Below are 21128 nucleotides of genomic sequence, written 5' to 3' on the forward strand. Positions count from 1 at the left end.
AACAATGCTCACCGGTTTCAATCATTTGACCCTCTCTTGCCGCGATCTTGAGAGAAGCGTGCCGTTTTACCGCGATCTGTTGGGCTTTAAGCTGGACGCCATCTGGGACAACGGCGCGTATCTGTCGCTACCCGGCCTGTGGCTCTGCCTGAGCAAGGAGCAGGTCAAACCGCCGACGCCGCACGAGGAATATACTCACTACGCGTTCAGCATTAGCAGTGAGCATATGGCTGCGTTCAGACAGAAGTTGCAGGAGGCTGGCGTGATTGAGTGGAAGCAGAACCGCAGTCAGGGCGACTCCTGCTATTTTCTTGACCCGGACGGCCATAAGCTGGAAGCCCACGACGGCAGCCTGCACCATCGGCTGGCCGCCTGTAGAAACCAGCCTTATGCCGGAATGACTATTTTCGACTAGCCGCGTGGCTTTTATGCTCTTGATCGAGCAAGGCTTTTTTGCGCTCAACGCCCCAACGGTAACCCGAAAGCTGGCCGTCGTTTTTCACCACCCGGTGACAAGGGATAGCCACCGCCAGCCAGTTAGCGGCGCAGGCTCCCGCCACCGCGCGAACGGCCTTCGGCGCGCCAATCTTCTCGGCGATTTGCGAATAGCTCGCCGTGCTGCCGAGCGGAATGTCGCGCAGCGCCTGCCAGACGCGCTGCTGGAAAGCCGTCCCACGGATATCCAGCGGCAGGTTCAGCCCGGTTTCCGGCGCATCGACAAAGCCGACGATGGTCGCGATCCGCTGTTCAAACTTAGCATCCGCCCCCTGTAGCACGGCGTGCGGGAAACGCTGCTGAAGCGACTGCACCAGCGCGTCCGGGTCATCCCCCAGCAAAATAGCGCAAATCCCCCGCGCGCTTTCAGCCACCAGAATATGGCCCAGAGAGCACTGGCCGACGGCGAACCACACTTCGACATTTCGCCCGCCGTCTTTGAAAGCTTTTGGCGTCATGCCTAAGGTCGCCGTGGCATTCTCATAAAACCGGCCATCGGAAGCATAGCCAGACTGGTAAATCGCATCCGTCACCCGCCCATCCTGCGACAGGTTCTGTTGCAGGCGTTTGCCGCGCAGGGCCTGCGCATACTCTTTGGGAGTCACGCCAGTATGGGCTTTAAACAGGCGATGGAAGTGGTAAGCGCTGATGCCGACGTCGCTCGCCAGCTGCTTCAGCGGATAAGGCTCGCTGGCCTGCTCTATCAGGCGACAGGCTTGGGCAATGCGCTCGGCGTGGAACTGCGCTAGCGAGATCATACCTTGGCGGCAGCGTTTGCAAGGACGATACCCGGCCTGCTCGGCGCTGGCGGCGTCGCCAAAGAATTGCACATTTTCAGGGTTTGGCTGGCGTGAGGCGCAAGACGGCGCGCAGTAGATGCCGGTGGTTTTCACCGCATAGACAAACTGGCCGTCGGCGGCGGCATCGCAGCTCACCACCGCCTGCCAGCGCGGATCGTTTTGCACATCATGTTTCGGATTGGCTGACATAACAGACCTCTCTTGTTAGGCGGAGTGAAGCGCATTCAGTGAGGCCAGTCTAGCGCCACGCGCTTTCTCCTCCCCTCCGACTCTTGCTTTTTCATTCTGCACGGGTCGAGGCTGCTCGTCATTATGTCTGTCATCCGACAGCCCTGATATCAGGGCTGTTGGGGTGAAGCTTACTGGCCTGCCGGGCGTTTTACCGCCATTTCTAAATTGCCAAAGTAGTGCGTTTTGATTTTCTCCCAGGTGCCGTCGGCGATGATTTTCGCCAGCCCTTGGTTGAGCAGGGCTTTTACCTTGTCATCGCCTTTGCGCAGGCCGTAGGCGGAGCCGATGCTGAACAGCTTGTCGTCACGCACTTCCGGGCCGGTCAGGGCGAAGTCTTTGCCTTCCGGCTTGTTGAGGAAGCCAAAGGTCACCGCCACGCCGGGGCTGAGCGAGGCATCAAGGCGGCCAGCAATCAGGTCCTGATAGATGGTGTCCTGATCGGCGTAAGCCACCACGTCTACCCCTTTCGGCAGCCAGAAAGTATTGGCATACATCTCCTGAATCGACCCTTGCTGCACCGCCACGCGCTTGCCTTTGAGAGACTCCGGCGTTGGCAGCAGCGGGCTGCCTTTTGGGGCCACCAGTTTGGTCGGGATGTGGAACACGAAGTCGCTGAAATCAATCACTTTACGGCGCTTTTCGGTCGCGCCCTGTGGCGAGATGAAATCGACCTTTTTCGCCATCAGCGAGGGGATCTCGGCATCGAAGCTGCTCACCACGTATTCGCATTTGACGTTAACCGCCTTGCAAATGGCGTTGGTGACGTCAATTTCAAAGCCGCTCGGGTTGCCGCTGGCATCACGGAACTGAAAAGGCGGGAAAGCCAGATCCGCGCCGACGCGCAGCGTCTCACCTTCGGCGTGCGCCATGCTGCTCATCATCAGGCCGAAAGCCGCCAAAACCAGTGTTTTTCTCATCATTATGTTCTCTCTTTCCCAAGGTTATCGCTGTGAATGCCACTGTGAAAACTCTTCGCGCACCGCGCTGAGCATCGCCGGGTCCTGATACAGGTCGACCGCGGTCATCGCCAGCGCCTTGGCGGCCTGTAGCATGGTTTGCAGCCCGGCCGGAGAGCCCGCGGCTTCGGCAAATTCCGGGGTATGCGGCAGCACATCGCCAATGCGCAGATAAGGGTGGATGGCCGCTGTGATCTGGCTAACGTTGCCGATATCAGAGGAACCAATGCCGCCGCTGAGTGGCGGTGGCACCACTTCCACACCCAGTATCTCCAGGTTCTGTTGGAAGAAACCGGCCAGCGTCTGATTGTTATTGCGCTCGGCGTAGGTCAGTCCTTCTTCGATTTCCAGCCGCGCGCCGCTCATGTCGGCCGCCCCTTGCGCGGCGGCAAACGCTTTCTGTTTGACGATAGCCAGCCCTTTGACGGTGTTGGCGCGCATCAGGAATTTCGCCTCGGCATAGGCCGGAACGATGTTGGTGGCGCTGCCGCCGTTGGTGATGATGCCGTGGACGCGGACGTCATCGGTGAACAGCTGGCGCAGGGCGTTAATGCCGACGAAAGTGTGAATCACCGCGTCCAGCGCGCTGATACCGTTTTGCGGCGCCGACGCCGCGTGGGCCGCCTTGCCGTAAAATTTAAAGGTGGCATCGACACAGGCCAAACCGCCGCGCGTCACCATGGTTTTATCTCGCGGGTGGAACATCATCGCGGCGTCCACGTGGTCGAAATAGCCCAGGTTTGCCAGAATAATTTTGCCGCCGCCCTCTTCTTCTGCGGGTGTACCAATCACTTCCAGCTTGCCGGTCAGGGCGTCGCCGCAGGCTTTTAAGGCCAGTGCGGCGGTGATTGACGCCGTGCCAATCAGGTTGTGGCCGCAGGCGTGGCCCAGACCTTCCAGCGCGTCATATTCGGCTAAAAGTGCAAGGGTCGGGCCGGGCCTGCCGCTGTCGAAAGTGGCGCGAAACGCCGTCGGCAGGTCGCCAATGCCCTCTTCAATGCTAAAACCAGCGGCGCGCAGCGGCGCAATCAGCGCGGCGGCGGACTTCACCTCTTCAAAGCTCAATTCAGGATTGGCATGCAGGTTTAGCGCCAGCAGCGTTACCTCATCCGAAAGCTGGTCAACCGCGCCAATCACGCGATTTTTATGTTCTGTTATGGTGCAAAAAGCCATGTTGTTTTCCCTGCCGTGGTGCAAAAAACCAAAAATTATTTTCGCCCGCCGCCATGGACATGCTTCTCAGAGCAGGACGAACACCCTCAGAAATAGGGCTTTTTGCCGAAAGCGTCCAATTGAGCCTTTTTATCTGTTGCGCTTATTAGCCAAAAATTATTTTATGGCTTAGGCATTTCATCAACAAACGGGGAACGGGGCGGCAATGAATGAAAAAGATTGGCTGATTCTTAGGGCGGTCTATCAACATAAAAATATCACCCGCGCCGCCGAGCAGCTTTACACCTCGCAGCCCGCGCTGAGTTATCGCCTGCGGCAAATTGAGCGCAAGTTGGCGATTCGGCTGTTCGCCGACGGGCAAAAGGGGCTGGTGTTTACCGCGCAGGGGGAGTATCTCGCCCAGCACGCCCTGAAGGTGCTGGCGGATTTGCAGCAGTTGAAAATCACCCTGCACAGCATGGAGCGCGGCCAGCAGGGGGAGATCACCCTCGGCGTCTCCAGCAACTACGCGGCTTATCGCCTGCCCGCCCTGCTCAAACAGTTTCAGCAAACCCATCCCGGCATTCGCGTTCACGTGATGAGTGGCTTTAGCGAACAGATCTTCCAAAAGCTGCTGCGAAACGAAATTGACATGGCGCTGGTGAAGGACGACTTTAGCTGGAAAGAGGGCAAACATTTGGTGGAGGAGGACGACTATTTTTTAGTGAACCGACAGGATTTCGACTTCTCTTTATTGCCGCAAATGCCGCAGATAAAAATCCACCACGGCGCGCACGTCACCCAACTGATTGAGCGTTGGTGGAATGCCAATTTCTCCCATGCGCCGAACATTGCGATGGAGGTCGATAAACTGGAGGTTTGTCTGGCGATGGTCGAGCACGGGCTGGGTTATGCCATTGTCGCCAGCTACTTACCTCTGGCCGAGCACCTTTATCGCCGCCCGATCACGGTCGATGGCAAAACGGTGAAGAACCGAACCTGGCTGCTTCACCGCCATAATTTGGACACCTCGCCGGTGATGCAGCCGTTTATCCATTTGATGCAAATGGCGCTGCACGACGAGGCGAGAAATTGAATCGCAGCAACTAAAATTTAGAGGGTGACGGTACCGTCAATCAGCGTGCAGGTATTGCCGCCAATCCAAGGTTCACCGTCGATGTACTCCACCGCCACGCAGCCTTCGCGCTGGCGAATGGTGCCCTGACGCACCTGATAGCGTTCGCCGGTTTGCGCTCCGTCCGGGAAGCCCTGAGACTTCAGCACCCGTGCCAGACAGGCGTTGGCGCTGCCAGTCACCGGGTCTTCAATCAGCACGCCCTGCTCGATAATCAAAGCACGCAGCTCATAATCCGCCGGGCCGTCCTGGTCATGCAGGCCGAAGATCGCCAAACCGTGCATCCCTGACTTATGTACGATCTCTTGCAAGGCCTCCGCGTCAAACTGCGCGGCGAGACAGGCTTTGGCACTCTCCATGCGCACCACCAGCCAACCCAACCCCATGCTGACCGCCACCGGCACGGCATCCTGCTGGCGTTTCGCCCCTTTTAAGGCTTTATCCAGCAGCGGCAGGTGCTCTGCCGCCAGTGCTGACAGGCTGGCAGGCGGCGCGCGGAAGGCCAAACCGCCCTCTTCCAGCATCTTGACCGGCACCAGCCCGACGCCGCACTCCTGAATCAAATGACCCGCGTTTTTTGGCTTCAATCCCGCCTCCAGCAGCGAGTGCGCCGTGCCCAAGGTCGGGTGGCCCGCGAACTGGAACTCCGTGTCCGGGGTGAAAATACGCACCCGATAATCCGCCGCCGGGTCGGTCGGTTTAAGCACAAAAGTGGTTTCCGAAAGATTGGTCCAGCGCGCCATGGCGCTCATTTGTTCATCACTCAGGTCGTCGGCGTCGAAGATAACAGCCAGCGGGTTGCCTTTGAGTGGAACAGCAGTAAATACATCGACTTGCTTAAAACGGCGTGTGCGGGTCATGAGAGATCCTGTCTAATTTCAGCGATTAAAAATCCACATTCAAAGCAGTGTTCTATGATTACTGCATCCGAAAGTCAAAAGAGACTTGTATGTCCACCATGCCATTTATGTCTAAAAACAGTGAAAAGAGTACAGCAGTTGACCTGATAGGGGTCGGGATTGGGCCTTTCAACCTGAGTCTGGCGGCGCTGGCAAAAGATTCCGGCAAAGTGACCAGCCATTTTTTCGATGCCAATGACGCCTTCCGCTGGCACCCCGGCATGTTACTGCCGACGGCCACCATGCAGACCTACGTGTTGCAGGATCTGGTGACCACCGTCGCGCCGCGCAGCGAATTCTCATTTATCAATTATCTGGTGGAGCAGAAGAAAATTTATCGCTTCCTCGCCACCGAGCAGCTGATCATCAGCCGCGATGAGTTCTCAGACTACCTTCAGTGGGCCTGCGATCGCATCGACAATCTGCATTTCTCCCAGCCAGTGGACGCCATCGACTTTGACGACGACGCCGAAGAGTTTGTGGTGCACACCCCGCAGGGCGATCATCGGGCGCGCAACATCTGTCTGGGCACCGGCCACGCGCCCTGGGTGCCGAAAAGCGCCCGCGCGGCGCTGGGCAAACAGTGTTTCCACGCCGCCGAGATTGAGCTGCGCGAGCATGATTTTACCGGCAAAAGAGTGATGATTGTTGGCGGCGGCCAGAGCGGCGCTGACATCGTGCTCAACGCCCTCGACGGCCACTGGGGCGAGTTCGCCGAGCTGAGCTGGCTGTCGCGCCGCCCGAACTTCCAGCCGCTGGATGAGTCGATTTTCACCAATGAGTATTTCACACCGGAATACGTGGATTACTTCTACACCCTGCCGGAAGAGATCCGCGAGCGGGAGATTCAAACCCAGAAACTGCCTTCCGACGGCATCAGCTACCACACGCTGGAAGCCATCTATAAGCAGCTTTACCACAAGTTTGACGTGCTGCATCAGCCGCGCAATGTGCGCCTGTTCCCACACCGCGCGCTGGACGCTATCCGCCAGCAGGCCGACGGCAGCTATCGCCTCCAGGCCTTGCACGGGCTGGAAAATGTCGAGGAGCATTTCGACGCTGACGTGGTGATTCTGGCTACTGGCTACCGCCCGGCCCTGCCGGACTACCTCGCGCCGCTGCTGGATCGCATTCCCTATGACCGCGAGCAGCACCTGCCGCTGCGGCCTAATTTCAACCTGCAATGGGAAGGCCCGGCCAACAACCGCATTTACGCGGTAAACGCCGGGATCCATAGCCACGGCAGCGCCGAAGGCCAGCTAACCCTCACCGCGTGGCGCTCGGCGAAGATCCTCAACCACCTGCTGGGCGAGGCGCATTACGACCTCAGCCCCGGCCCGTCGCTGGTGCAGTGGTGGAGCGGCAGCTAGTGCTGGCCTTTGGCTTTCAGCAAATCCACATAGGCCTGATCGATTAACTCCTGACGGTCTATGTGCAGCTTTTCCAGCAGATCTTCGGCAATGGCCACGCCCTGCTCTTGAGTCTCGTGGTCAGCCAACACCACTTCAAACTCCAGATAGTCGCCGAGATGCTTGACGCGATCCAAATGCAGCCGCGTCTGACCAATCATAAATAAAGTGCGCTGTTTGATAACCCGCCCGGCAGCGCCGTAGGCTAGCGTCAGGGTATGGCGCAGCCCGTCGGGATCGGCGGTTTCGGTCAGGGTGTAGAAACTGGTTTTTGGTCCGGCCTGATCCGGCCGCTGGTAGAAGATCAGCTCACCGCGATCCGCTGAGAAGGTGCGCAGCTTGAGGCGACCGTGCGGGCAAACAAAGAAAGTATCATCTTGATCAATCAGCGTCGGCAATCCCTCAGCCAGTAGGGCGAGCTTTTCATACATCGCTGAAAAATCATCAATTCTGGCTTTTATTTCAACATTTCTGGCCATGCCCTCTCCTTAAAAACAGTCCATAAAAGTTAGCTGTTTTACCCTATCATGATGAAACCACCGTGACATCCGCAGGGTTAATCGACGCAGCGCAAATTCTTGGTTTTCTCCTTAAGCTTTTCAGGTAATAACCAGATAAACTCGCACTATCGGGTGTCGCGCACCTTTCTCATTACGTCAGTCAAAGGCCGGAGGCCAGCGTCCAGAATGATATGGATTATGTTAGCTGCAGTTGTTGTCGTGTTTATCGTTGGCTATTGGTTCATGACCGCAGATACCCGTAAGGCGAATGACTCCCTTGCCAGCCTGCTAAAAATTAAGCCGGTTTATATCGATTCCATGCTGTTAGAAATGGGCAAGCGCCAGAGCCAAATGTTTACCCGCTCCATCAGCGGCGGCTATGCCGAAGAGATCCGCAAGGCGGCCTATGTGGTGTTTATCTACCACACCTTTATTAAAGACGCTTCGGAAGAAAACGTGATCAAATGGCGCGAAATTCTGATCCGCGCGCACCTGCCGCCGCAGCTCTCCAGCGAGCATGCCGAGCTGGCGCTGTTCTACTTCTCCGAGCTGGATATCGAACCGTTCGAGTTGGCGCAGTTCCGCCGTCAGTACAATGAAACCTATAATCAGATTCACTTAGTCTGAAGCCTGACGCTTGGTTAGTGCAGCGCGAAACGGCCCTTTGGGCCGTTTTTGTTTCCGACACCTAAAAGAGCAATCTCAGTCAGGATGACTCCTCCCGCCGCTGGCAAAGTGGTGTCTTGAAGAGAGGGAAAATGAATAACGATAAATTTGATGATTACGCCCGGCGCTTCGAGCAGGTAATTGATTTTATTGAACAGCATCTGGACAGCGCGCTGACGGTTGAACAGCTCAGCGAAGTGGCCTGCTTCTCACGGTTCCACTTTCACCGCCAGTTCAGTCAGTTCTGCGGGGTGAGCGTCAGCCGCTATATCACGCTGATGCGCCTCAAGCGCGCCTCGTACCGGCTGGTTCAGCAGTCGCCGGACAAGATTATTGATATTGCGTTAGATGCCGGTTTTGAAAATCCGGAGTCCTTTTCCCGCGCCTTCAAGCATACCTTTGGCCTGACCCCCAGCGAGTTCCGCAAGGCACCCGTATGGATGGACTGGCATAAACATTTTCAGTTTCCCGGCATGGAAACCCAGAAGAGGATGGAGAAGATGGACGTCAAAATTATTGAAGTTGAGCCGATACCGGTGGCGGCGCTGGAGCACCACGGCGATCCAATGCGGGTCAGCAACTCGGTGGCGACCTTTATTGAATGGCGCAAAGCCTCGGGGTTGTCGGATTACACGACGCAAGGCACCTACGGCGTGCCTTATAACGACCCGCTGGTCACGCCGGGCGAGGAGTTTCGCTTTGACATTTGTGGCGAACTCAACCCGCAGGCGCAGGGCAAAGTCCCGGCTAATTCTCAGGGAGTTATCAGTAAAACCCTGCCCGGCGGCCGCTGTGCCGTGGTGCGCCACGTGGGTTCTTACGATCGCATCAGTGAAACGGTCTACAATTTGTATCGCCAGTGGCTGCCGCAAAGTGGTGAAGAGCTGCGCGATTTCCCGGTTTATTTCCGCTATTTGCAGCTTGACCAAGAGTTGCCGGAGCACGCCCAGCAAACTGACATTCTGCTGCCGCTGAAATAGCCGTTCGCCCAATCATAGGCAAAAAAATAGCGCTGAATTTTCAGCGCTATTTTCTTTTCGACCGCCTTAGCGGAAGACGTTTTCGAGATAACTCGCCAAAATTTGGCGTGAGCTGAAACCGTGGCAGATGCCGTAATAGGCTTCGTTTTCACTGGCGACGTCCAGCGGGAAACGGGTGTAAACCTGACTACTGCGAAAAGAGGCCGTTGGCTCGGCGAAACGTTCACTGCGCTCTTTCAGCGCCGGATGTATCACCAGGGCAGTCCGACCAAACCGCGCTTCCCGGTTCACATACACGTAGTGCTCACCCCGGTGGTAACCGTAGGCTTTATCATCAACAAAATCGCGCTCAAAACCTGAATTTTCTAAAACGCGCGCCACTTCATCTGGCCGTAAATACATGGTTGCTCCTCGCTTCTTTAACCGCAGAGCGACCTTACCGTATTCATCCGCCTGAATAACCACTTTATCCCGAGATTTGGCCTCTTTAGGATTTATCTAAAGCCAATAAAGATAAATTCTCGGGGTTTAACGCTATGGTTTTTCGCCCTCAGACCGAAGGCGGAGCCGCTTTGGCATTGGCCCACAGCCGCAAGGTCATTAACCATGCCAATACCACCATGATTGCCGCCGCCAGATAGATAGACGAGGTGCCCGCGTGCGCGATCAGCAGGCCAGCAATCGGCCCGGTCAGCCCCAAGCCGAGGTCGAGAAACGCCGAATATGTCCCCAGCGCGGTGCCCTGATTCTGTGGCGGCACCTGCTTCACCGCCTCGACGCCGAGGGCCGGGAAGATAAGCGAGAAGCCGCAGCCGGTCAGCAATGCGCCCAGTTGCACGGTGATAGGGTCAGTGCCGAGCCAGATCATCAGCAGGCCCAAAGCTTCGAACAAGAAAGAGGCCAGCGCCACCCGCAGGCCGCCAAAACGGTTAATGGTGTTTGCAAGGATCAGGCGAATGCCCACAAAGCCCAAGCTGAACAGGGTCAGGGTGAAAGCCGCGCCGCTCCAGTTCTTCTCCGCATAGTAGAGAGTGATGAAGGTGGCGATCACCCCGAAGCCCACGGTACCGAAGCCGAGGCCCAAACCGTGCAACCACATGCGCCCCAGCACGGCTTTGAACGCAATCCTCTTACCCGTCGTAACAGAAATATCCTGCTTACGGCTCGCCAGCCAGAGGGCCAGCAGCACGGACAACACCAGCAGCACCGCGACGCCGGTCAGGCCAAAATGCGCATTGAGCATCACGCCCAGCGGCGCGCCCACCGCCATCGCGCCGTAGGTGGCGACGCCGTTCCATGAAATCACCCGCGCCGTGTGCATAGCTCCTACCGCGCCAATACCCCACAGGGTGGTGCCGGTGCTGGCAAAGCTTTCGCCCACGCCCAAGAACAGGCGGCCGACGCACAGCATCAGCAGGCTGACCAGCGGATATCCCGCCAGCAGCACCGCCAACATGTAGAACACGCCGCTGATACCACAGCAAGTCAGGCCAAACAGCACCACCTTTTTCGGCCCGAGCTGGTCGGCATAGCGCCCGGCGTGCGGGCGGCTGATGAGCGTTGCGAAGTACTGCACGCTGATAATTAGCCCAGCCAATACCGAGTTAAAACCCAGCGTGTTATGCACAAAGCCCGGCAGCACCGCCAGCGGCAAGCCGATGGTCAGATAGCAAACAAAGGTGAATGTCATGAATGACAAAATGCGTTTATTTAATTGCAGATTGGTGCGCAGCGTACTTACTGACATGGGAGAACCCGAACGGAGATCACAGATTGAATATTTATAGGATAAACAGGTTTGGCAGAAGTAGAAATCTAATTGCCGGGGAAAAATGTTATCTGCTGTAAAACCTTTCTCCACTTACAGAAAAGTCTGAGCCACGTCACGCTAAGCCGCGTGGGGACTGGTGCCGCTTCATAGTCAGAACCGCTAATATCGCCGAAAATCGCGGGTGATTCCCCTATGGATCCTTCCATCGCAGCATTTTGGACTATGCTTAAAGTACAGTTCAAACAAGGAGAGCCAAATGTTTAAGAAATCAGAAAAAGTAGAACGAGACATTAATGAGGATGTAACTCTGCTGGCCGATACCCTTGACGAGGTGCTGCAATCTTCGGGCGCTAAATCGAAAGATGAGCTGGAAAAAATTCGCGGCAAAGCCGAAGGCGTTTTACGCGATGCTCGTGCCCGCTTTAACGGCAACAGCAACATTAAGCAGCACGCGATTGACGCGGCTAACCAGGCGACCAACTACGTGAAAGATAATCCGTGGCACGGCGTCGGTGTCGGTGCCGCCGTAGGTATCGTGCTCGGTGTTTTACTGGGTCGCCGCTAAACGCCTCGGTAAGCAGAAGTAACCTGAGTAGTAAGTAGGACAGGTGCTAATTCCTGTGTCGGGTACCAGCACCTGAGCGGAAGTTGACCCCCTCATTATTCCGCTTAGAAGCGGGGCTAATTTAATATTGGCCCCGTTTTCTATTTCCCCGTCATACTTCAAATGGCTGATGCGTGGCTTCACTCAATCACCCGAATCACTGACACATGTCAGCTCATCGGGATTCCTTCGTTTGCCGCCTTCCATCCATTCGAATTATTTAGGGGAACCTCTCCGCGCTCTCAATCAAAATCGCCGCTAATTTATCGACCAGCTTGTCGGCCTGCTGTTGATTGAGAATATTGGGAAAGCCCATCAGTAAGCCATTTGGCCTTTGCGCATCGCCCTTCTTCCTCGGCTCCACTTGCCAATCTGACAGCGCCTGAATGGCCAGCCCCTGCGAGCGGGCGTGGCGCGCAATGGCAGCATCGTCGAAGCTGGCGGCCAAATTGGCGCACAGCTGGATCCCCCCGGCCTGTGGATTAACCCACAGCTGGTCGCGTGGAAAACGCGCCGCCAGCGCCTGAGTCAAAAAGGCCCGGCGCTCGACGTACAGCTGGCGCATACGCTTGAGATGGCGATAAAAATGGCCCTGCGCGATAAACTCAGCCACGCCGGTTTGCATCAGCCTCGGGCTGGCACAGCCGCGCAAATGGCAATAATCACTGACCTTATCCACCAGCTTTTCCGGCACCACCACATAGCCGAGGCGCAACGCGGGGAACATCACCTTGCTAAAGGTCCCGGCGTAAATCACCCGCCCCCGAGCATCGAGGCTTTTCAGCGACGGCAGCGGCTGGCCCTGATAGCGAAACTCACTGTCATAGTCGTCTTCGATTATCCACGCCTCACGGCTGGCGGCCCAGTCGAGCAGCGCCATGCGCCGCGACAGGCTGAGTGATACGCCCATTGGGCTTTGGTGCGCGGGGGTGACCACGGCAAATTTCGCCTGCGGGAAGTGCTGAACGGCGTGGTCGATGTCCATCCCCTCGCCGTCCACCGGGATGCCCATCGGCGTGGCACCCGCCGCGCGGAAAAAGGCCTGCGTCACCGGATAGCCGGGGTCCTCCAGCCAAACGCCGTCCTGCGGCTGCATTAGGCTACCTATGACTAAATCCAGCACCGCCGCGTAGCCCGAGCAGATGAAAACCTGCTCCGGTCGGCAAGAGAAGCCGCGCGACAACTGCAAGTAGGCCGCTACTTCATGGCGCAGAGCGGCATCGCCGTTGAGCGGCGCGTGGCCGAGATCCTCGATTCGCGTATGGCGAATTTGCCGCGCCACGATGCGCGACCAGATAGCGCGCGGGAAAGCGTCAAGCGCCGGCAGGCCAAGTTCCAGAGGAAAAGACCGGCTGTTGGGCAACATCGGGTTAACCGTAAAGCGCGGCGGCTCGGGGACGCGCTCCGGTAAGGAGGAAAGGGTCGGCAGCGACAGGCTGACGCGCGTCCCCGCCTGTCCGCGGCTCTGCAAAAAGCCTTCCGCCATCAGCAGGCCGTAGGCGTTATCCACCGTGGCGCGGGCGACGCCCAGCTCGCTCGCCAGGCTGCGCGCCGAGGGCACGCGCTCTCCGGCCTGTAGCTGATTCTGCATAATGGCCTGCTTAAAGCGCTGATAAATCTGCCGATAGAGTGGCGCGGAGAGCTGGGGATCGAGCTGGAAGGAAGCCGAAAACGCGGACATTCATGGCCCTATCAAAAAGTGATTTTATGGCTCTGTAGTATAGTCCATGCAGCGGCTAAAGTATCTCTTATCAACCCAAGAGGAGATCAACATGACCCAGCTTCGCCTGCCTTACTACCAACTGTCCGCCAGCGTGATGGAACCGATGAAAGCCGCCCTCGGCGCGCTGGAGAGAGGCCCGTTGGACAACATCATCATTGAGCTGGTGTTCCTGCGCGTATCGCAAATCAACGGCTGTGCCTACTGTCTGGATATGCACGCGAAGGCGCTGCGCAAGGCGGAATACCCACAGGGAAAATTGGATCAACTGGCGGGATGGCGTGTCAGCCACGCCTATTCCGAACAGGAGCGCGCGGCGCTGGCATGGGCAGAGAGCCTGACGCTGATTGCTACCACCGGCGCAGCGGATAGCGATTATGAGCCATTAAAGGCGCAATTTAGCGACGTTGAAATCTCTGAATTGACTTTTGCTATTGGTCTGATGAATGCGTTTAACCGTCTTGCGGTGGGGATGCGTCAATAAATGACCCGTTAATCTCTGCTTAAAAAATAATCTCACCCTCTTCAGCCCGCACCCAGCGGGCTTTGTCATTTTTGCAATAAGCAAAATTAAAATATCTACATATTGTATGGTTGATAATTTAAATCACCACATCTAGTATTCAATTCGTCGGGACGCGACTAAAGCACCGACACCCGCGCCCCCTAACTGCTGAAGCCATCGCCACAGCGACCGGGCAAAAATTGTCTCTGATTTCATTATGGATGGGAATACGAATCATGAGCATTATTATTTACAGCAAGCCAGACTGTGTCCAATGCAACGCCACCTACCGCGCTTTAGATAAGCAAGGCATTGCCTACCAAGTCATCGACTTAACGCAGGATGCGCAAGCACTGGGTCAGGTTCGCGCCATGGGTTATCAGCAAGTGCCGGTGATCGTGGCCGGTGACGATCACTGGTCTGGCTTCCGCCCAGACAAAATCAGCGAATTGCGCCAACTGCAAACTGCGTTCTGAGGCCAGGCGGATGAATCCGTTGGTCTATTTTTCCAGTAGTTCAGAGAACACTCATCGTTTCGTCGGCAGAACAGGCCTGCCGGCGATTCGAATTCCGATTGACCGCCAGCCAGAGAAGTTACGCGTCACTCAGCCCTACATTCTGGTGGTGCCGAGTTACGGCGGCGGCTCAGCCAAGGGCGCAGTGCCCACGCAGGTCATTCGTTTTCTGAACGACGAACACAATCGTTCACTTATCCGCGGCGTTATCGCCGCCGGAAACACTAATTTCGGCGCAGCGTATTGTATTGCCGGTGACATCATCGCCCAAAAGTGTCAGGTGCCTTACCTGTATCGCTTTGAATTACTGGGTACGCCGGAAGACGTTGCAAAGGTTACACAGGGAGTTACTGAATTTTGGCAACGACAGAAATGAGTCTTACCGAGGCAGACACCAGCAGCCCGGACTATCACGCTCTGAACGCGATGTTGAATCTGTTCGATGCCGAAGGCCGTATCCAATTCGACAAAGACAGGCTTGCGGCGCGCCAGTACTTCCTGCAGCACGTGAATCAAAACACGGTGTTTTTCCACAATTTGGCGGAAAAGCTGCGTTATCTGGTGGAAGAAGGTTATTACGAAGCGCAGGTGCTGGATCAGTACGCCTTCGAAGACATTAAGCGTTTGTTTAAACAGGCTTATGCCAAAAAATTCCGCTTCCAGACCTTTCTGGGGGCCTTCAAGTATTACACCAGCTACACGCTGAAAACCTTCGACGGCAAACGCTATCTTGAGCGTTACGAAGACCGCGTGTGCATGGTGGCGCTGACGCTGGCTCAGGGCGATGTCGCCCTCGCCGGGCACTTTGTGGATGAGATCATCTCTGGCCGCTTCCAGCCTGCCACGCCCACTTTCCTCAACTGCGGCAAAAAGCAGCGCGGCGAGCTGGTCTCCTGCTTCCTGCTGCGCATCGAAGACAACATGGAGTCGATTGGTCGCTCGGTGAACTCGGCGCTGCAACTGTCCAAACGCGGCGGCGGCGTGGCCTTTATGCTGACCAACATCCGTGAAGTCGGCGCGCCGATTAAACGCATTGAGAACCAGTCATCCGGCGTCATTCCTATTATGAAGATGCTGGAAGACGCCTTCTCCTACGCCAACCAGCTTGGCGCGCGTCAGGGCGCGGGCGCGGTGTATATCAACGCGCACCACCCGGACATCCTGCGTTTCCTTGATACCAAGCGCGAAAACGCCGACGAGAAGATCCGCATCAAAACCCTCTCTCTTGGCGTAGTGATCCCGGATATCACCTTTGAGCTGGCGAAGAACAATGAAGATATGTACCTGTTCTCGCCGTATCACGTGGAGAAGGTCTACGGCGTGCCGATGTCTGAAATCAGCATCACAGAGAAATACCGTGAAATGGTTAACGACAAGCGCATCCATAAAACCAAGATCAACGCCCGCGAGTTCTTCCAGATTCTGGCAGAGATTCAGTTTGAATCCGGTTACCCGTACATGATGTTTGAAGACACGGTGAACCGCGCGAACCCAATCAAAGGCCGCATCAACATGAGTAACCTCTGCTCGGAGATTTTGCAGGTCAACACGCCGACAATTTATGGCGAAGATCTCTCTTATCAGCAGGTGGGGAAAGATATCTCCTGTAACCTCGGCTCGCTGAATATCGCCTCGGCGATGGACTCGCCGGACTTCGGCAACACGGTAGAAATGGCTATTCGCGCGCTGACGGCGGTGTCCGACATGAGCAACATCCGCTCGGTGCCTTCTATCGATCAGGGCAATCAGGACTCCCACGCCATCGGCCTTGGGCAGATGAACCTGCACGGCTATCTGTGTCGCGAACGCATTTACTATGGTTCAGAAGCCGGTTTGGACTTCACCAATATCTATTTCTACAGCGTGGCTTATCACGCGGTGCGCGCCTCCAACCAGTTGGCAATTGAGCGCAACCAGCGTTTTAAAGGCTTCGAGGATTCGACCTACGCCAGCGGCAGCTACTTCGACAAATATGTCGATGAAGCCCAGGCCGACAAGTGGCAGCCGAAAACCGAGCGCGTGCGCGAGCTGTTTAGCGAGGCGGGAATTCACATCCCAACGACCCAAGACTGGGCAGCGCTGAAGGCCTCGGTGATGCAGCACGGGCTGTACAACCAGAACTTACAGGCGGTGCCGCCGACCGGATCTATTTCTTACATCAATAACTCGACCTCAAGCATTCACCCGATTGTTTCACGGGTGGAGATCCGCAAAGAGGGCAAGATTGGCCGCGTCTACTATCCGGCAGCGTTTATGACCAATGACAACCTTGATTACTATCAGGATGCCTATGAGATTGGGCCGGAAAAGATCATCGATACCTATGCCGAAGCCACGCAGCATGTGGATCAGGGGCTGTCGCTGACGCTGTTCTTCCGCGACACCGCCACCACGCGCGACATCAACAAAGCGCAGATTTACGCCTGGCGTAAAGGCATCAAAACCATCTATTACATCCGTCTGCGCCAGATGGCGCTGGCCGGGACTGAAGTTCAGGGTTGCGTGTCTTGCACACTGTGATCGATTGAAAGGACTTAAAAATGAGCGCAGTAAAACAATTATTAGTTCCGCAGCCAATTAGCAAAGCTATCAACTGGAACAAGATTCAGGATGATAAAGATTTGGAGGTGTGGAATCGCCTGACCTCCAACTTCTGGCTGCCGGAGAAGGTGCCGCTGTCCAATGACATTCCCTCTTGGGCCACGCTGAGTCCAAAAGAGAAGCAGCTGACTATCCGCGTGTTTACCGGCCTGACGCTGCTCGACACGGTGCAAAACGTGGTGGGCGCGCCGACCTTGATGAAAGACGCGGTCACACCACACGAAGAGGCGGTGTACTCCAATATCTGCTTTATGGAGGCGGTACACGCCCGCTCGTACAGCTCGATTTTCTCCACGCTGTGCGCCACCTCGGACGTAGACGAAGCTTATCGCTGGAGCGAAGAGAACGTCGCGCTGCAAAACAAAGCGGCGATCATTCTCTCCTACTATGACGGGCAAGATCCGCTGATGAAGAAAGTCGCCAGCGTGTTCCTCGAATCTTTCCTGTTCTACTCCGGCTTCTATCTGCCGATGTACTGGTCCAGCCGCGCCAAGCTGACCAACACCGCCGATCTGATCCGCCTGATCATTCGCGATGAAGCCGTGCACGGCTATTACATTGGTTATAAGTTCCAGAAGGCCTTGGCTTTGGAAAGCGAAGAGCGCCAGCGGCAGATCAAAGCGCAGGCGTTTGATCTGATTCAGGATCTGTACGACAACGAAATTCGCTATACCGAAGAGTTATATGACGACGTGGGCTGGAGCGAGGACGTGAAGAAGTTCCTGCACTACAACGCCAATAAGGCGCTGATGAATCTGGGTTATGAGGCTCTTTTCCCGGCCAGCATGGCGGATGTCAACCCGGCCATCTTGTCAGCCCTGTCGCCAAACGCCGATGAAAACCACGACTTCTTCTCCGGCTCCGGCTCGTCCTACGTGATTGGCACGGCGGTGAATACCGAAGACGAAGACTGGGACTTCTAACGCCGCAGTCTTAGCACCAACAGCACCAACCCCGCGATACACACCGTTGTTCCCAACAGTGGGAACAACGGAATTCCCCATAGATTGACGGTCGAATTCATCAAATACGGCGCGATGCCCAGCGCAAAGGCGGCGGTGACGATGGCTATCGCCAGCGTAATGGCCGCGCGTTCAAGCGAACGGCTCAGCTCATTGAGGTTTTTGATCTCCACCCCGGCGTGCAGCCTGCCGCTTTTCAGCCGCTGGGTGATCAGCCGCAGGGTTTGCGGCAGCTCCTCGCTGGCCTCCACGGCTTCAATCCCCAAGTTCACCAGACGCTGGCGCGTCGCCTCCGGCGAGAAGCGCTGCAGCATCATTTTTTCCAGCATCGGGCGCAGCGTGGCGACAATATCAAACTGCGGATCGAGCCGGTGCAAGACGCCGTCGGCGGTGATCAGCGCTTTGAACAGCAGCACCAGATCGGACGGCAGGATCAGCTGATGCTCGCGGGCCATCAGCAGGAAATCGGTTAACGCGCCGCCGAGGGTCATCGGGGCAGAAAGCTGCCGGTCAAAGAAGTTCTGCGCCGCCAGCTCTAGGTCCATCAAATCCACCGCGTCGGTGTCGGTCCAGGCCACCAGCGTGTTGACGATCCCTGCCGTGTCGCGCTCCACCAGCGCGTGCAGCAACAGCAGCAGCTGGTTGCGCCGCCGCTCGGAGAGGCTGCCGACCATGCCGAAATCGATAAAACCGACTTTATCCCCCGCCAGCGCCATCAGGTTCCCCGGATGGGGATCGGCATGGTAGAGGCGCAGATCCAGCACCATTTTCATAAAGGCGATGGCCCCGCGCCGCGCCAGCAGCGGGCGATCAAAGCCTGCGGCGATCAAATCGGCCTGATTAGAAGGCGAAACGCCGGGCAAATATTGCTGCACCAGCAGGCGCGGGGAAGAGAATTGGGTGTAAATTTTGGGAATGACGATCTCCGGCCGATCGCGGAAATAGTCGCCGATCTGCCGACAGTTGTAGCCTTCGTGGCTGAGATCTAATTCGTGGTTGAGGGCAATCTCCAGCGTCCTGACAATCTGCTGCGGGCGGAAACGCGCCATCATCGGGCTTTGCTCGGCGGCGGTATCCGCCAGATAGTCCAGCAGGCGCAGGTCGGCCCGAATGGTTTTCTCCAGCTCAGGCCGCAGAACTTTAACCACCACCTCTTCCCCACTGTGCAGCCGGGCGCGGTAGATTTGCGCCATGGAGGCCGCCGCCAAAGGTTCTAAATCAAACTGGGCGAAAACCTGCTGCGGGTCGCCGCCTAAGTCGCGGCTCACCTGATCGCGAATAGCTTCCCACGGCAGAAACTGCGCCTGACTGTGCAACTTGTCCAGCTCGTCAATCCAACGCTGGTCGAGCAGGTCGGAGCGCGTCGCCAGTATCTGCCCGAACTTCACAAAGGTCGGTCCGAGGGCCTCCAGCGCGGCGCGCAGCCTCTGCGGCATAGTCTGGATATCAGCCTCATCATTGGCGGCCAGGCGCGATTTCACCAGCCCGCCCAAGCCCACGATAGCCAGTAAATCCTGCAAACCGTAGCGAATTAAGACCTCGGTGATCTGCTTGAGTCTGGCGCGGTCACGCACCGTCACGTACATCATTTTCAACATATACAGCTCCGTCCCTGAAGTGTGGTTGCGGCAAATTTCATACTCTCAGTGTAGCGCACCGCGTGGCATAAACGGCGGAATGCTAAAACGAAAAAGGCCCGGTGATTAACCGGGCCTTGGTGACGCACAAGGAGCAATCAGGCGAAGAATTTCGCCAAAACCAGCAGGCCAACCGACACGTTGATCGCGCCACCGATGCGGGTGGCGATTTGCGCGAAGGGCATCAGCGCCATGCGGTTACCCGAGGTCAGGATAGCCACGTCGCCGGTGCCGCCCTGCCCGCTCTGGCAGCAAGAAACAATAGCCACGTCGATAGGGTGCATGCCGATTTTCTTGCCGACAAAATAGCCTGTGCCGACCAGCGCGCAGACCGTGGTCACAATCACGCACAGGTTCGAAATGGTGAAGGCGTTAACCAGCTCCTGCCAAGGGGTGATAGCCACGCCCACCGCGAACAGCACCGGGTAAGTCACCGCCGTGCGGAAGAATTTGTACACCGTCATCGACCCTTGTTGAATGGTCGGTGACACGCCGTTCAGCAGTTTCACCACCACCGCCGCGAACAGCATGCCGACCGGCGCAGGCAGGCCAATCAGGCGCTGCCCCAGCATCCCCACCATGTACAGCAGCACCGCCAGCAGCGCGCCGCAGGCCAACGCGTTGACGTCAGGCTTGCCTTTGAACTCTTCCAACCCGTGACCAATCAGGCCGTTTTTCGCTGGCATCAGCTGGCCTTCGCCAGTCAGGTGCGGGTAGCGTTTACCGATTTGGTTCAGCACGCCCGCCAGCACGATAGCGGTCAAACCACCCAGCATCACGATAGGCAGAATGCGGCCCAGCGCCACGCCCTGCTCCATGTGCAGAATGGTCGCATAACCCATCGACAGCGGGATGGCACCTTCGCCCACGCCACCGGCCATGATCGGCAGAATGAGGAAGAAGAAGGTCTGGAACGGCGGCAGGCCAAGCGCCATGCCCATCGCCAGCCCGGCCACCATGCCGACGATTTCGCCACACAGCATTGGGATGAAGATCCGCAGGAAGCCCTGAATCAGCACCTGACGGTTCATGCTCATGATGCTGCCGACAATAATGCAGCAGATGTAGAGATAGAGAATGTTGGTGGATTTATAGAATTTGACCGTCGAGTCGACCACCACGTCCGGCAGCAGGCCGTAGTGCACCAGCGCGGAAGGAATAAAGGTGGCGCAGATTGCCGCTGCGCCCAGCTTGCCGATGATAGGCAGGCGTTTGCCGAACTCGCCGCAGGCAAAGCCGAAGAAGGCCAGCGTCGCCACCATCACCACGATATCGCTCGGCAGTTTGCCATTCAGGCAATCAAGCAGAATCAGCACGCCCGCCAGTAGGAAGAAAGGCAGCGGAATGATCCCTATCTTGTAGTTATCCAAGATATGCCACCAGCGCTCCTTGGCAGAAACGGCCGGGGTTTCCTTCTTTTTCACAACAACGTAGGAATCATCAGTGGTGCTCATAATACTTTCCTCATGCTTTAAAACTTCATTAGTAATGAGGATAAAAAATAGCGACCCCGCATCGTTGTGAGGCTGTTCAAATTAAAATCGCTGATTTAAAGGTTGTAATGGTTTTAATGGCGTTAATGTTACTTAG

The 21128-nt window shown here is 56.6% G+C and carries 21 protein-coding genes; 11 read left to right on the forward strand and 10 right to left on the reverse strand.

Going from position 1 to position 21128, the window contains the following annotated elements:
* Positions 1-4 precede the first annotated feature (4 nt).
* Entirely contained in the window at positions 5-415 is a 411-nt protein-coding gene (gene fos / locus ACT3RR_RS20380) for a fosfomycin resistance glutathione transferase (RefSeq protein WP_496201022.1), read from the forward strand.
* Here fos and ada read toward each other — a convergent pair.
* The 3 genes from ada to ACT3RR_RS20395 form a co-directional block, all read right to left on the reverse strand.
* Positions 402-1484 (reverse strand): bifunctional DNA-binding transcriptional regulator/O6-methylguanine-DNA methyltransferase Ada, encoded by a 1083-nt coding sequence (gene ada / locus ACT3RR_RS20385; RefSeq protein WP_496201023.1) that lies wholly within the window; start codon positions 1482-1484, stop codon positions 402-404. The two genes, fos and ada, sit on opposite strands and share 14 nt — an antisense overlap.
* Positions 1485-1654: 170 nt before the next feature.
* On the reverse strand, positions 1655-2446 hold the full coding sequence (locus tag ACT3RR_RS20390; protein WP_485903482.1) for a transporter substrate-binding domain-containing protein: 792 nt from the start codon (positions 2444-2446) through the stop codon (positions 1655-1657).
* A 21-nt stretch (positions 2447-2467) separates the two neighbouring features.
* Positions 2468-3655, reverse strand: coding sequence for a M20 family metallopeptidase (locus ACT3RR_RS20395; RefSeq protein ID WP_496201024.1), 1188 nt, complete (start codon positions 3653-3655; stop codon positions 2468-2470).
* 205 nt (positions 3656-3860) lie between these two features.
* Here ACT3RR_RS20395 and ACT3RR_RS20400 point away from each other — a divergent pair, with 205 nt between their 5' ends.
* Positions 3861-4730 carry a LysR family transcriptional regulator gene (locus ACT3RR_RS20400; protein ID WP_485903479.1) on the forward strand — a complete coding sequence of 290 codons (870 nt, stop codon included), beginning with the start codon at positions 3861-3863 and terminating at the stop codon, positions 4728-4730.
* A 17-nt stretch (positions 4731-4747) separates the two neighbouring features.
* On the opposite strand, the gene ACT3RR_RS20405 is transcribed toward ACT3RR_RS20400, so the two are convergent.
* Positions 4748-5629, reverse strand: a complete 882-nt coding sequence (locus tag ACT3RR_RS20405) for a PhzF family phenazine biosynthesis protein (protein WP_485903477.1) — start codon at positions 5627-5629, stop codon at positions 4748-4750.
* Between the two features lie 89 nt (positions 5630-5718).
* Here ACT3RR_RS20405 and ACT3RR_RS20410 point away from each other — a divergent pair, with 89 nt between their 5' ends.
* A complete protein-coding gene (locus tag ACT3RR_RS20410; RefSeq protein ID WP_496201025.1) occupies positions 5719-7038 on the forward strand; it encodes a lysine N(6)-hydroxylase/L-ornithine N(5)-oxygenase family protein in 1320 nt (439 codons plus the stop codon).
* Here ACT3RR_RS20410 and ACT3RR_RS20415 read toward each other — a convergent pair.
* Entirely contained in the window at positions 7035-7556 is a 522-nt protein-coding gene (locus ACT3RR_RS20415) for a class IV adenylate cyclase (RefSeq protein ID WP_496201026.1), read from the reverse strand. The two genes, ACT3RR_RS20410 and ACT3RR_RS20415, sit on opposite strands and share 4 nt — an antisense overlap.
* A gap of 207 nt (positions 7557-7763) precedes the next feature.
* Between ACT3RR_RS20415 and ACT3RR_RS20420 the strand changes: the two genes are divergently transcribed.
* A complete protein-coding gene (locus ACT3RR_RS20420; RefSeq protein ID WP_034792620.1) occupies positions 7764-8204 on the forward strand; it encodes a DUF1198 domain-containing protein in 441 nt (146 codons plus the stop codon).
* Positions 8205-8335: 131 nt separating this feature from the next.
* The gene (locus ACT3RR_RS20425; RefSeq protein ID WP_496201027.1) at positions 8336-9223 is read left to right on the forward strand and encodes an AraC family transcriptional regulator; all 888 of its coding nucleotides are present in this window, start codon (positions 8336-8338) and stop codon (positions 9221-9223) included.
* Between the two features lie 66 nt (positions 9224-9289).
* Here the strand turns inward: ACT3RR_RS20425 and ACT3RR_RS20430 are convergent, their stop codons facing one another.
* Complete coding sequence (locus ACT3RR_RS20430; RefSeq protein WP_034792632.1) at positions 9290-9625, reverse strand: DUF2002 family protein; 336 nt, start codon at positions 9623-9625, stop codon at positions 9290-9292.
* Positions 9626-9773: 148 nt separating this feature from the next.
* Positions 9774-10970, reverse strand: a complete 1197-nt coding sequence (locus ACT3RR_RS20435; RefSeq protein ID WP_496201028.1) for an MFS transporter — start codon at positions 10968-10970, stop codon at positions 9774-9776.
* Between the two features lie 280 nt (positions 10971-11250).
* Here ACT3RR_RS20435 and ACT3RR_RS20440 point away from each other — a divergent pair, with 280 nt between their 5' ends.
* Positions 11251-11559, forward strand: coding sequence for a DUF883 family protein (locus tag ACT3RR_RS20440; RefSeq protein WP_034792638.1), 309 nt, complete (start codon positions 11251-11253; stop codon positions 11557-11559).
* A 259-nt stretch (positions 11560-11818) separates the two neighbouring features.
* Here ACT3RR_RS20440 and pdxR read toward each other — a convergent pair whose 3' ends face one another.
* Positions 11819-13279: a MocR-like pyridoxine biosynthesis transcription factor PdxR gene (gene pdxR, locus ACT3RR_RS20445; RefSeq protein ID WP_496201029.1), complete on the reverse strand. Its 1461-nt coding sequence runs from the start codon at positions 13277-13279 to the stop codon at positions 11819-11821.
* A gap of 91 nt (positions 13280-13370) precedes the next feature.
* On the opposite strand from pdxR, the gene ACT3RR_RS20450 reads away from it, so the two are divergent.
* From ACT3RR_RS20450 to nrdF, 5 genes are all read left to right on the forward strand, one after another.
* Complete coding sequence (locus ACT3RR_RS20450; RefSeq protein ID WP_496201030.1) at positions 13371-13802, forward strand: carboxymuconolactone decarboxylase family protein; 432 nt, start codon at positions 13371-13373, stop codon at positions 13800-13802.
* 257 nt (positions 13803-14059) lie between these two features.
* Positions 14060-14299 (forward strand): glutaredoxin-like protein NrdH, encoded by a 240-nt coding sequence (gene nrdH, locus ACT3RR_RS20455; RefSeq protein ID WP_100937547.1) that lies wholly within the window; start codon positions 14060-14062, stop codon positions 14297-14299.
* Positions 14300-14309: 10 nt separating this feature from the next.
* Positions 14310-14714, forward strand: a complete 405-nt coding sequence (gene nrdI / locus ACT3RR_RS20460) for a class Ib ribonucleoside-diphosphate reductase assembly flavoprotein NrdI (RefSeq protein WP_034792650.1) — start codon at positions 14310-14312, stop codon at positions 14712-14714.
* Entirely contained in the window at positions 14696-16858 is a 2163-nt protein-coding gene (gene nrdE / locus ACT3RR_RS20465; RefSeq protein WP_496201031.1) for a class 1b ribonucleoside-diphosphate reductase subunit alpha, read from the forward strand. The genes nrdI and nrdE overlap by 19 nt, the downstream gene beginning before the upstream one ends.
* Positions 16859-16878: 20 nt before the next feature.
* Positions 16879-17862: a class 1b ribonucleoside-diphosphate reductase subunit beta gene (gene nrdF / locus ACT3RR_RS20470; RefSeq protein WP_034792655.1), complete on the forward strand. Its 984-nt coding sequence runs from the start codon at positions 16879-16881 to the stop codon at positions 17860-17862.
* Here nrdF and ACT3RR_RS20475 read toward each other — a convergent pair.
* Both ACT3RR_RS20475 and ACT3RR_RS20480 read right to left on the reverse strand, forming a co-directional pair.
* Entirely contained in the window at positions 17859-19499 is a 1641-nt protein-coding gene (locus ACT3RR_RS20475; protein WP_496201032.1) for an ABC1 kinase family protein, read from the reverse strand. The genes nrdF and ACT3RR_RS20475 overlap by 4 nt on opposite strands.
* A 137-nt stretch (positions 19500-19636) precedes the next feature.
* On the reverse strand, positions 19637-20992 hold the full coding sequence (locus tag ACT3RR_RS20480) for a 2-hydroxycarboxylate transporter family protein (protein WP_396131205.1): 1356 nt from the start codon (positions 20990-20992) through the stop codon (positions 19637-19639).
* Positions 20993-21128: the final 136 nt, after the last annotated feature.

The sequence above is a fragment of the Ewingella sp. AOP8-B2-18 genome (assembly GCF_052376015.1).
GTDB lineage: Bacteria > Pseudomonadota > Gammaproteobacteria > Enterobacterales > Enterobacteriaceae > Ewingella > Ewingella allii.

Coding starts and splice junctions, on each gene's coding strand:
- fos (WP_496201022.1), top strand. CDS start 5: ATGCTCACCGGTTTCAATCATTTGACCCTCTCTTGCCGCGATCTTGAG.
- ACT3RR_RS20440 (WP_034792638.1), top strand. CDS start 11,251: ATGTTTAAGAAATCAGAAAAAGTAGAACGAGACATTAATGAGGATGTA.
- ACT3RR_RS20430 (WP_034792632.1), bottom strand. CDS start 9,625: ATGTATTTACGGCCAGATGAAGTGGCGCGCGTTTTAGAAAATTCAGGT.
- ACT3RR_RS20390 (WP_485903482.1), bottom strand. CDS start 2,446: ATGATGAGAAAAACACTGGTTTTGGCGGCTTTCGGCCTGATGATGAGC.
- ACT3RR_RS20450 (WP_496201030.1), top strand. CDS start 13,371: ATGACCCAGCTTCGCCTGCCTTACTACCAACTGTCCGCCAGCGTGATG.
- ACT3RR_RS20475 (WP_496201032.1), bottom strand. CDS start 19,499: ATGTTGAAAATGATGTACGTGACGGTGCGTGACCGCGCCAGACTCAAG.
- nrdI (WP_034792650.1), top strand. CDS start 14,310: ATGAATCCGTTGGTCTATTTTTCCAGTAGTTCAGAGAACACTCATCGT.
- ACT3RR_RS20420 (WP_034792620.1), top strand. CDS start 7,764: ATGATATGGATTATGTTAGCTGCAGTTGTTGTCGTGTTTATCGTTGGC.
- pdxR (WP_496201029.1), bottom strand. CDS start 13,279: ATGTCCGCGTTTTCGGCTTCCTTCCAGCTCGATCCCCAGCTCTCCGCG.
- ada (WP_496201023.1), bottom strand. CDS start 1,484: ATGTCAGCCAATCCGAAACATGATGTGCAAAACGATCCGCGCTGGCAG.
- nrdF (WP_034792655.1), top strand. CDS start 16,879: ATGAGCGCAGTAAAACAATTATTAGTTCCGCAGCCAATTAGCAAAGCT.
- ACT3RR_RS20405 (WP_485903477.1), bottom strand. CDS start 5,629: ATGACCCGCACACGCCGTTTTAAGCAAGTCGATGTATTTACTGCTGTT.
- ACT3RR_RS20415 (WP_496201026.1), bottom strand. CDS start 7,556: ATGGCCAGAAATGTTGAAATAAAAGCCAGAATTGATGATTTTTCAGCG.
- nrdH (WP_100937547.1), top strand. CDS start 14,060: ATGAGCATTATTATTTACAGCAAGCCAGACTGTGTCCAATGCAACGCC.
- ACT3RR_RS20425 (WP_496201027.1), top strand. CDS start 8,336: ATGAATAACGATAAATTTGATGATTACGCCCGGCGCTTCGAGCAGGTA.
- ACT3RR_RS20395 (WP_496201024.1), bottom strand. CDS start 3,655: ATGGCTTTTTGCACCATAACAGAACATAAAAATCGCGTGATTGGCGCG.
- ACT3RR_RS20410 (WP_496201025.1), top strand. CDS start 5,719: ATGTCCACCATGCCATTTATGTCTAAAAACAGTGAAAAGAGTACAGCA.
- ACT3RR_RS20480 (WP_396131205.1), bottom strand. CDS start 20,992: ATGAGCACCACTGATGATTCCTACGTTGTTGTGAAAAAGAAGGAAACC.
- ACT3RR_RS20435 (WP_496201028.1), bottom strand. CDS start 10,970: ATGTCAGTAAGTACGCTGCGCACCAATCTGCAATTAAATAAACGCATT.
- ACT3RR_RS20400 (WP_485903479.1), top strand. CDS start 3,861: ATGAATGAAAAAGATTGGCTGATTCTTAGGGCGGTCTATCAACATAAA.